Genomic DNA, 9,798 nt, shown 5'->3' on the forward strand with positions numbered 1-9,798 from the left:
TCTATAGCGGCTGTCTGCTAAAGATAGGTTCACCTCATGACCCGCCGCCTTCTGCCCCTCATGTCTCTGCTGCTTCTCCCTTGCCACGTCCAGGCTGACGAAGCCACCGCCAAAGAATATCAGCAACGGGTAGAAACCGTCCGTCAACTGTCTGGCTTCGTTGCTCTGTGGGACTTCGTTCTGCGTGATCCGGCCACAGGCCAGTTCATGGCCCATCAACCTCTTGGCTCCTCTCACGATTTCCGTCTCGAGGCCGCAAACTATGTTCACGATTATTGGGGCCAGGGCCGCCCCGCGACTTATGAGGACTTTCCTCTGCTCGGTCGCGGTCCCTTTGGCCAGGCCGTCCGTTTTCTCAATGAGACTGACGAAACCTTCCGCCCCTGCCTGCTGGTCCCGCGCGAGCGCCTGCACGATACCGGCCTGGATGTCAAAGGCCCCGGCGGGTCTGTCTCCATGGTCGCCTGGGTCGTCCGTGAAAGTGGCAACCATGCCATCGCGGGTATCTGGCATGAAGGCACCGATCTCCATTCACAAAAAGGTCCGATTCTTCGTGTCGAGCAAGGCCGCAGACAGTATGGCATCTTTGCCGGCTTAGGCGCGAAGAGCGGTGCCTCTGCCGTCCATGTCTCTGAGAACGGAGCCAAGTCCTTTGGTGACAAATACGCGCGTAATCTCGCCGTCACCCCCGAGCTGATCCCCACCCTTCCCCCCGACGCCTCACCGGAAATGCTCGATGCCACCTGGAGCCTCCTCGGTTTCACCTTTGACAACAAAGCCAATACCGTCACCGCCTACCTCAACGGCCAGGCCACCGATTACTGGATCACATCACCCGAAAAACAAAACTTCTTCAAATGGCCTGCCCATGGCTGGTTACAGGCTCAGTTGCACAAGCTGCCCGGCCTGCAGGAAGGCGAAGATCCAGACTATCCTGCCGACCAATATTACCAGCCGCCAGAAGATGAAGCCCTGAAAATTGAAGTGGTATCGGAGTCGCCGGAAGAGCGTGTCGAACTCCATCAATACCCCTTCACCCGCGTTCGTGTCATTCTGGGCAAAGACGCAGAAGGCCGCTTCACTCAGGTCAAAAAACGTGAGCTCGTCGCTTTGAAAGCCAACCCCTTCTGGTTCCCTCATGATCTATACACTCCGCCCGATGAAAAAGAAGGCGGTCCTTTCACCATTGGCCGTTTCATCCACACCGGCCGCAGTGTCGGCTTCACTGGTTACATCGGCGGCGTGGCTGTGTTCAACCAGGCGCTCACTCCTGAACAGATGGCCCAGCTTGCGGCCCTCGGACATGAAGGAAACAACTCTGCCTCTTTAAAAGTGGAGGAAATTCAGGCACCATAGCCACAGGATTTAGAGGACAAGTTTCTGCATGTAGAAGTCAGGGATCGGCAGCAGACCCAGATGGCTCTCGCAGTCGGTAGGATGTTACGCTGACACCCCGGTAAAAAATATGATGCTCCGTACTGTTCTTGCCCTCATCCTTTGTGCTGCGACATGCCATTCTCAGCCTTCCCTGCCTCCGGGCACCCGCCCTCTTGCCTCTGCGGCGAAGAATGGTCGCGGTCCGTTGGCATTGGATAATTTGCATCATCATTTGTTAGGTTCATCCTTTGTTTATAACAGCAAAGGTGCAGACCTGTTCCTCGCAGGCAGCGGCGGTGTACAGGTGATGTATCTATGCCGCTGGGTGGATACCGCAGAAAATGGCGCTCCAGTCTTTGCACCACCTGTACCTGTAAAGTGCCCCTTTATCCGGGGCATCGTTTTTCAGAGCGCCGATGGTTTGACCCACGGCCTGTGGATTGACAAGGAGGAGATGATTCACACGGTGTTTGACCGGGAAGGCCTGGAGTTCAAAGAGACTGAACGTCTGAAGCTACCAAAGGAGCTGAAAAGCCCGGCCAGCATCGCCATGCTGCCCAATGCGGACAGCAGTTACGACGTGGCTTTTGAAATGTCGCATGAGGCCAAAGTTTATACGGGCAGGAACAGTACGGAAGAGTGGCGGCCATTCAATTCCTCCGGCATCGCCAATGGTGAATTACGCTACAAGTATCTCTTTGGTGCTCATCTGCCCTCCCTGCTCAAAGGACCGCTAAAAGACCTGAAACAGATCACCCAGACACGGCAGGAAGTCTTTTTTGCCATGCACCGGATGACACTGGTGAACCTGGGCCAGGGCCATGAAAGGGACATCATCACCGGCTCACGCCAGGGCATCCTGGTTCATTACCACAACCAGGCTGAAACAGGCTTCAAACTGGAAAAGAAACGCCTTTGCGCCGATCCGGACGGCACTGCGCTACGTCATCCCAGCATCAGCACCAGTGTCTGTGCTTATCCAAATGCCGCAGGCCTTTCAGACCTCATAGCTGGCGGCGAAGGTGCCATTTATTATTATCGCTTCACAGGAAAATTCACCCCTGACGGCGCTCCAGTCTATGCCGATCCTGTTCCTGCTCTCCAGGAAAAAGCTGACCTCTACACTGGCACCCTGCCCAGCCCGACAACGGTGGACTGGAATGGTGATGACGTGCTCGATATCATCGTGGGTAATTCAGAAGGTTTTGTCCTCTTCTTTGAAAACATCGGCAGCAATGAGGAGCCACGCTTTCTTCCATCCACTCGCATCCAAGCGGGCGGGGGCGATATCCAAGTGCAGGCAGGCTACTCCGGCAGTCTTCAAGGCATCCAGGAAGCCCGCTGGGGCTACCTCTCTCCCAATGTGGTGGACTGGAATCAGGACGGCCTGCCAGATATCATCACCGGAGACATCACCGGGGATTACCTCGTCTATATGAATCGCGGCAGTAAAAAACAGCCGCAGTTGGAAGCAGCCCATCCGATTTACTGCGATGGCATCGACATACGCGGCATGTGGCGCGCACGGCCCGCAGTCGGGAAGATCGGGGCGCGCATGGCCTTGGCGCTGGTCGATGGTCAAGACCATTTCCACCTCTATTGGCGGATCGATGACCACAACGTCGAAGATGGCGGCAAGCTCCTGCTCACGGACGGCAAACCCATCGGTGCCAGCGGTGGAATCGGTGGGCGCAGTGGACGCTGCAAGCTCGACTTCTTCGACTGGAATGAGGACGGAAAACTGGATTTTGTCATCGGCACCTCCCGAGTAAATTCCATCCCTGACCAAAAAACCGGCCTGCCCATGCCTGTTATTGGCGAGAAAACCCTGGGCACACCTTTGCTCATGTTAAACACCGGCACGGTAGACAAGCCCCGCTTTGCCCGGCCCATGCCCTTCCGGGATGAAAACGACGCCATCGTTCAGCCGGGTGGATCCCATGAAACGGGTGCTGTTGGCACCATGCTCGGCAAGGACGGGCCTAACCTGCTAATCTGCAACGAAGTTGGCCGTTTGTTTTTGCTGCCAGGAAAAAAACTGATCACCCGCTAGCCAGAACTGTATGAAAAGACTGTTTATCGCCACCCTGCTCTTGCTCAGCATTGGGGCCTTCGGGGCCGAAAAAATGAACGTTCTTTTCATCGCTGCCGATGATCTCCGCAATGACCTCGGCTGTTATGGCAACACCGTGGTGAAGACCCCGAACCTGGACCGCCTGGCAAAGCGTGGCCTAGTCTTTAACCGCGCGTATTGCCAGCAGGCCGTGTGCAATCCCTCCCGCGCTTCGCTCCTCACCGGACGAAGACTGGATAACCTGCGCATCTGGGATCTGCCCACGCATTTCCGGGATATAGCACCGGACGCGGTGACGCTGCCACAACACTTCAAAAACAACGGCTACTTCACCCAAAACATCGGCAAGATGTTTCACAACTGGATTCACGAGATCCCCGGCGATCCACAGTCTTGGAGCGTCCCTGCCGTCATGCACTTCGCTTCTCATGGCACCGACGAAGCCAGGGTGGAAGGAGCGCTGCCACCCAGCATCGCTCAAGATCCAAAATGTGAATGCCGTGATGTACCCGATGAGGCCTACTTTGACGGTCGTGTAGCATCACTGGCAGTGAAGGCCCTGGGCGAACTGAAACAGAAAGAAGAACCGTTCTTCCTGGCCGTCGGTTTCTGGAAACCCCACTCCCCCTTCAATGCTCCCAAAAAGTACTGGGACCTTTATCAGCGTGAGGATGTACCCATGCCAAAGAACCCGGAGTGGCCCGTCGATGCCCCCCGTATCGCCTGGCACAATGGCCGGGAAATCCGTAGCGATAAACAACGCGAACTCACCCCCGAGGCCATCCAGGAAATTCGTCACGGATATCTGGCGAATATCAGCTACATGGATACCCAAATCGGTCGCGTCCTTGACGAGCTAGACCGCCAGCACCTCACCGACAGTACCCTCATCGTCTTCTGGTCTGATCACGGTTACCACCTCGGCGAGCATACCCTCTGGGCCAAGACTTCTAACTTTGAACTCGACACACGAGTCCCCCTCATCATCGCCCAGCCCCACGGTAAAACTGCCGGACAGACAACCCAGTCCCTGGCCGAACTCATGGATCTCTACCCCACTCTTTCCGAGCTTTGTCATCTGCCGCCTCCTGCTTCAGTGGATGGCGTCAGCCTTGCCGCTATCCTCGTGGATTCATCTGCCACGGTCCGCTCCGCCGCCCTCTCGCAGCATCCCCGGCCTGCTTATTACAAAGGCGCGCCAGAAGCCATGGGCTATACCATCCGCAGCACCACTCACCGCTATACCGAATGGCGGGATTGGAAGACCGGCCGCACCATCGCCACCGAGCTGTACGATCATCAGACCGACCCAGATGAAACCCGCAACATCTCCCTGGACCAGGATGAAGAAACCGTCGTCAAACTGCACGCCAGCCTGCTGCAAGACATGAAACCCCTCGTCCAGCCAGGGTGGAAACCCGTCTTGGAATAGGACGTGCACGTCGGCCTTAGCCTACTGCCCCATCGCCTTTTCCAGTTTCAGTCGCTCCTCTTCAAATTCCTCCTCGCTCATCTTGCGTGGCACCGTCATCGTCGGCTCAAAAATCACCTTCACCTTTGAAAAAGGTAGCGGCAGCAAAAACTGGTCCCAAGTCTTGAAGCGGATCGCCCGGCTGTATTCCACCCGCACCGGCATAATGATCCCGCCTGTCAACTGGCCCAGTTTGATAATGCCTGGCTGGAGATGATAGATCGGCCCACGCGGCCCATCCGGGGTGATGCCGATGTCACGTCCCTCCTTCACCTTTTCAGCCATCATGATCAAGGCAGCCAGACCCTTTTGAGGTTTCGAGCTAGAACCCCGGGCCGCTTCAAAACCAAAGGTCGCGCACACATCCGCGATGATCTGCCCATCTCCACTTGGGCTGCTCAGAATGGCCCCGGGAATATGGGCGAACCACAGCTCATGAATGTAAGGAATGACAAACATCCGGTTATGCCAAAACGCCCAGATCCAGCCGGGACGTGACGTATCAAATGCTCCCGCCTTGTCCTCCACTTCAAACCGCAGCGTCGCCCCGATCCCACGCATAAGCAGCGCGATCACCTTGCCGATGTTTTTGATCCTTATCTTGGCCATGAGCCGCCATCCATAGAGTCATGCAGACAACGGTGCAAGGCTCACCACAGCCGCCATGCCTCTCATCCCCAAGGTGCAAATACCGAGACTCGCCAGCAACCTTGCTGGCACCGCACAAAATAGAGGCTTGTCTTTTCCGACTATTCCTGGTGAAATGCATGAGGAAATTCAGCTTCCCCCCTACTATGAAAGCACTAATTCAACGTGTTGGAGTTCGTTTGGCCGTCATCGCAGTGATGACCCTTTGCTCAGGAGCCGTCGTTGCCTCGGATGACGTCAATCAGATCTTCCAGATGGGCCGCGCGGCCTATTACAAGGGGGATATGGAAACCGCCTACCAACTCCTCACTCAGGTGGAGGCACGAAATCCAAAACACTTTGAAACCCGCGCACTTCTCGCCCAAATCCGCACGCATAGGCAGCCGGGCAATGCATCTGTAAAAGCCAGTTATCAGTCCGTAGTTCTCACCAAGATTGAATTCTCCGACGTCACCCTAGAAGAAGCCGTGGAGGGACTTCGCGCACTTTCCAAGACCGCTTCCGATGGCAAGATCATCCCCAACATCATCATCAAAGATCAGTCGTTGGCCACCAAGACCCTTTCTCTAAACCTGCGCAACCTCCCCCTCACCGATGCCATCCAGTACCTCGCCGGCATCGTCGGAGCTAACACTACCTACGACAAGCACGCCGTGATATTCAGCAGCGCCGCCACCGCAGGAAATTGATTTGCTGCCCTCCTAAGCACTCCAGAGCTATAGCTCGCCGAAACCTCCGCTCCTGATACAGCACCGTATTCCTCAGTTACGCAGTACTATTCAGATCCATCTCTTCCACACCAAACAAAACGGCATGATTGGCAAAGCTGCCAGTCATGCCGTCTTAGTTTAATAAGGTCGTTGCCCCGTTAGATCGCCACTTCAGCATCTTCGTCCTGGGCATCCACCACAGGCCGGAGAATCATCCCGGCAGCCACCGTGTTATTCGTCTGCTCGTCCACCAGGACAAAACTGCCCGTCGTCCGGTTCTTCCCATAGGAATCAAAGAAGATCGGTGCCGATACGCGCAACCGGATTGATCCGATGTCATTCAGGCCAAACTCCTTGCTCTCCTGGGATTTTTCCAGCGTGCTGATGTTCACCTTATAAAGCACATCCGTCACCACCGCACGCACCTCATTGGTCGTATGACGGAGGTGAAAGCGACTGCGTGGTTTCAGCGTCTTTTTATCGGCAAACCAGCAGATCATCGCATCGAATTCCTGGTTCGTTTCCACCGGCTCGCTCGCCTTCACAATCATCCCGCCACGGCTTGTATCGATTTCATCCGCCAGTGTCAGGCTATAGCTCAGTTGCGGGATCGCTTCCTCCTGCGGCCCTTCATAGGTGTGAATGCCTGTGATGGTGGACTTCATCGCCGATGGATAGGCGATGACTTCATCTCCCACCTTGAATGTCCCGCTCGCCATACGGCCGGCGAAGCCACGATAATCATGAAGGTTCCCAAGCCGGGCATCCGCCGCATCCGAGATCGGGCGAATCACCCACTGCACCGGAAAGCGGGCAGGATCTGCCGCCGTCTCTGCATACACTTGCACCGTCTCCAAGTGCTCCAGCAGGCTAGGCCCCGTATACCAAGGCGTATTCGCAGAGCGATCCACCACGTTATCGCCGTTCAGCGCACTCATCGGGATAGGGCAAATTTTCGGCAGGCTTTCCAACCCGCCCGCAAAGGCCATATATTCACTGACGATCTTATCATAAACCGCCTGGTCAAAGTCCACCAAGTCCATCTTGTTCACCGCCAACACCACGTGGCCAATGCGCAATAAGCTCGCCAGATAAGTATGGCGCATTGTCTGCTCAATGACCCCCAGCCGAGCATCAATCAGAATGATCGCCAGGTCCGCCGTCGAGGCCCCCGTCACCATATTGCGCGTGTATTGAATGTGCCCCGGTGTATCCGCGATGATGAACTTCCGCTTCGGAGTCGCAAAGTAACGATAAGCCACATCAATGGTGATGCCCTGCTCACGCTCAGCACGCAGACCGTCGGTCAAAAGTGCCAGGTTTACATGCCCGTCACCACGGCGCTTGGAGGATTCTTCGACGGCCAAAAGCTGGTCCTCAAAGATTGATTTGGAATCGTAAAGCAGACGGCCAATGAGAGTGCTTTTACCATCATCCACAGAACCGGCTGTGGTGAAACGAAGAAGAGAGGATTCAGTAGGATTGACGAGAACGTCCATGAGATCAGAAAAGTATAAATTGCGTTTCGGGCGAGTCTCGTAAGATCAAAAATAACCCTCTTTTTTGCGGTCTTCCATCGCCGTCTCGGAGCGCTTGTCATCGGCGCGTGTTCCACGCTCCGTCTGTCTTGCAGCAGCCACTTCGGCCACGATGTCATCAATGGTGCTCGCCGTACTTTCGACCGCGCCAGTGCAGGTCGCATCACCAACGGTGCGGAAACGGATCACCATCTCCTTCACCTTCGGTTTTTCTTCATCCAGCAGCGGGATGAAACCGGTCTCCGTATCCAGGAGCTGCCCGTGCCGCTCAATGATCTTCCGCTTGTGGCTGAAGTACAGGCTCGGCAGCGGAATGTTTTCCTGGCGGATGTATTGCCAGATGTCCATCTCGGTCCAGTTGCTCAGCGGGAACACTCGGAAGTGTTCACCGAAATGCTTGCGACCATTGAAGATGTTCCAGAGCTCAGGGCGCTGGTTTTTCGGGTCCCACTGGCCAAACTCATCACGATGGCTGAAGAAGCGTTCTTTAGCGCGCGCCTTTTCTTCGTCGCGTCGGCCACCACCAAGGCAGGCATCAAACTGATGCTCCTCAATGGTATCCAGCAGCGTCACCGTCTGCAGTTTGTTGCGACTCGCATTGATCCCTTTTTCTTCCTGGGAGCGGCCTTCATCAATGCTCTTCTGCACACTGCCCACGACCAACTTTGCGCCGATCTCCTCAACGAACCAGTCACGGTAAGTCATTGCTTCCGGGAAGTTATGCCCCGTATCCACATGCAGCAGGGAAAACGGCAGCTTGGAAGGGTAAAAAGCCTTCCGCGCCAGCCAAGCCATGACAATGGAATCCTTGCCGCCAGAGAAAAGCAATGCGGGTTTCTGGAACTGGGCAGCGGTTTCACGAAGGATAAAAATCGCTTCGCTTTCGAGGAACTGTAGATGCGTGATGGAGGACATTCGTCGGAGTAAATCGGGATGAAAAATTACTGTTTATCAGTGACCAGCTTGGCGTGCAGACCGCACTCATGCTTTTCGTCACCCTTGGCCGGATCATAATAAGTCCGCTCATTTGGGAGGTCATACTCAGCCAGGTAGGCATCCATCTCCACGGGCGTCCATTCCAGGATCGGATTGATCTTCAGGCACTGAAATTTGGCATCCCACATCACCGGTTGCAGCGTAGCCGCCCGCTGTGGATTTTGCTCTTTCCGCAGTGCCGTGATCCAGACTTTTGGTGCCAGCTCCTGCATACCACGCTCGAAAGGCTCCAGCTTCATGATCCGGCTAAAGGACTCCACACGTTCCACTTCATCCGGCATTGGCACCTGGCCACCATTCAGCGCCAGCCAATGAGCGGCTGTCATCTTGGGCAGATAAGGCTTCAAATTCAGGTTCAATTTCACCCGCGTCTTCTCCGCAAACAGATAAGTCTCAGGAAGGTTCGTCCCATGATCAATCCACAGTGCCGGGATCTGAGGTGAAACCTGAGTCGCCAAATGCAAGATCACAGCCTCATACGGACGAAAATTCGTCGTCACGATGGCCCCCTCTGGCGCTTGCTCCACTGCCCAGCGGATGATTTCAAGAGGGGTTGCCCCCTGGAGGCGTTCGTTGATGGATTGAATTTCTTCAGGTGTCATGATTGATTCCCGATAAAGTATATCTGTTAGGTCTGCAATTAAAGAGTATCATAAAAAACCCCCACCTTCATTGCTGAAGGAGGGGGTATAAACTGGCAGCGACCTACTTTCGCAGGGCCTATCGCCCAACTATCATCGGCGCAACAGCGTTTCACTTCCGTGTTCGGAATGGGAACGGGTGGTGCCACTGTGCCATGACCACCAGACTTCTGATCAGAGGTCATCCAAGCTTGCGCTTGTTTGAACTGGTCAGGTGTCTGAAGGCAAGGAACTCCAAGTTCCCTGACAACTGCATACAGGATAAAAAACAATTTCGGTCAAGGCAGACGGTGTGTCTGATTTGAAATGGAAGCAATGTAAGACAAACGGATGATTAGTATCT

Annotated in this window: 8 protein-coding genes and 1 rRNA gene; 4 read left to right on the plus strand and 5 right to left on the minus strand. The window is 55.1% G+C overall.

Annotated features, from left to right (window positions below):
* Positions 1-36 precede the first annotated feature (36 nt).
* From EI77_RS05955 to EI77_RS05965, 3 genes are all read left to right on the plus strand, one after another.
* Entirely contained in the window at positions 37-1,356 is a 1,320-nt protein-coding gene (locus EI77_RS05955; protein WP_133793818.1) for a LamG domain-containing protein, read from the plus strand.
* Between the two features lie 109 nt (positions 1,357-1,465).
* Entirely contained in the window at positions 1,466-3,430 is a 1,965-nt protein-coding gene (locus EI77_RS05960; protein WP_133793819.1) for an FG-GAP repeat domain-containing protein, read from the plus strand.
* A 10-nt stretch (positions 3,431-3,440) separates the two neighbouring features.
* Positions 3,441-4,883, plus strand: coding sequence for a sulfatase (locus EI77_RS05965; protein WP_133793820.1), 1,443 nt, complete (start codon positions 3,441-3,443; stop codon positions 4,881-4,883).
* Between the two features lie 21 nt (positions 4,884-4,904).
* On the opposite strand, the gene EI77_RS05970 is transcribed toward EI77_RS05965, so the two are convergent.
* Positions 4,905-5,531, minus strand: a complete 627-nt coding sequence (locus EI77_RS05970) for a lysophospholipid acyltransferase family protein (protein WP_133793821.1) — start codon at positions 5,529-5,531, stop codon at positions 4,905-4,907.
* A gap of 185 nt (positions 5,532-5,716) precedes the next feature.
* On the opposite strand from EI77_RS05970, the gene EI77_RS05975 reads away from it, so the two are divergent.
* Positions 5,717-6,259: an outer membrane protein assembly factor BamD gene (locus tag EI77_RS05975; protein ID WP_133793822.1), complete on the plus strand. Its 543-nt coding sequence runs from the start codon at positions 5,717-5,719 to the stop codon at positions 6,257-6,259.
* A 179-nt stretch (positions 6,260-6,438) separates the two neighbouring features.
* Here the strand turns inward: EI77_RS05975 and EI77_RS05980 are convergent, their stop codons facing one another.
* The 4 genes from EI77_RS05980 to rrf form a co-directional block, all read right to left on the minus strand.
* A complete protein-coding gene (locus EI77_RS05980; protein WP_133793823.1) occupies positions 6,439-7,779 on the minus strand; it encodes a sulfate adenylyltransferase subunit 1 in 1,341 nt (446 codons plus the stop codon).
* Between the two features lie 45 nt (positions 7,780-7,824).
* A complete protein-coding gene (gene cysD, locus EI77_RS05985; protein WP_133793824.1) occupies positions 7,825-8,733 on the minus strand; it encodes a sulfate adenylyltransferase subunit CysD in 909 nt (302 codons plus the stop codon).
* Between the two features lie 26 nt (positions 8,734-8,759).
* Positions 8,760-9,416 (minus strand): phosphoadenosine phosphosulfate reductase domain-containing protein, encoded by a 657-nt coding sequence (locus EI77_RS05990; protein ID WP_133793825.1) that lies wholly within the window; start codon positions 9,414-9,416, stop codon positions 8,760-8,762.
* A 90-nt stretch (positions 9,417-9,506) separates the two neighbouring features.
* Positions 9,507-9,622, minus strand: a 5S ribosomal RNA gene (gene rrf, locus EI77_RS05995).
* Positions 9,623-9,798 lie beyond the last annotated feature (176 nt).

Origin of the sequence: Prosthecobacter fusiformis (assembly GCF_004364345.1) — a bacterium.
Classification (GTDB): domain Bacteria; phylum Verrucomicrobiota; class Verrucomicrobiia; order Verrucomicrobiales; family Verrucomicrobiaceae; genus Prosthecobacter; species Prosthecobacter fusiformis.

Coding starts and splice junctions, on each gene's coding strand:
- EI77_RS05955 (WP_133793818.1), top strand. CDS start 37: ATGACCCGCCGCCTTCTGCCCCTCATGTCTCTGCTGCTTCTCCCTTGC.
- EI77_RS05960 (WP_133793819.1), top strand. CDS start 1,466: ATGATGCTCCGTACTGTTCTTGCCCTCATCCTTTGTGCTGCGACATGC.
- EI77_RS05965 (WP_133793820.1), top strand. CDS start 3,441: ATGAAAAGACTGTTTATCGCCACCCTGCTCTTGCTCAGCATTGGGGCC.
- EI77_RS05970 (WP_133793821.1), bottom strand. CDS start 5,531: ATGGCCAAGATAAGGATCAAAAACATCGGCAAGGTGATCGCGCTGCTT.
- EI77_RS05975 (WP_133793822.1), top strand. CDS start 5,717: ATGAAAGCACTAATTCAACGTGTTGGAGTTCGTTTGGCCGTCATCGCA.
- EI77_RS05980 (WP_133793823.1), bottom strand. CDS start 7,779: ATGGACGTTCTCGTCAATCCTACTGAATCCTCTCTTCTTCGTTTCACC.
- cysD (WP_133793824.1), bottom strand. CDS start 8,733: ATGTCCTCCATCACGCATCTACAGTTCCTCGAAAGCGAAGCGATTTTT.
- EI77_RS05990 (WP_133793825.1), bottom strand. CDS start 9,416: ATGACACCTGAAGAAATTCAATCCATCAACGAACGCCTCCAGGGGGCA.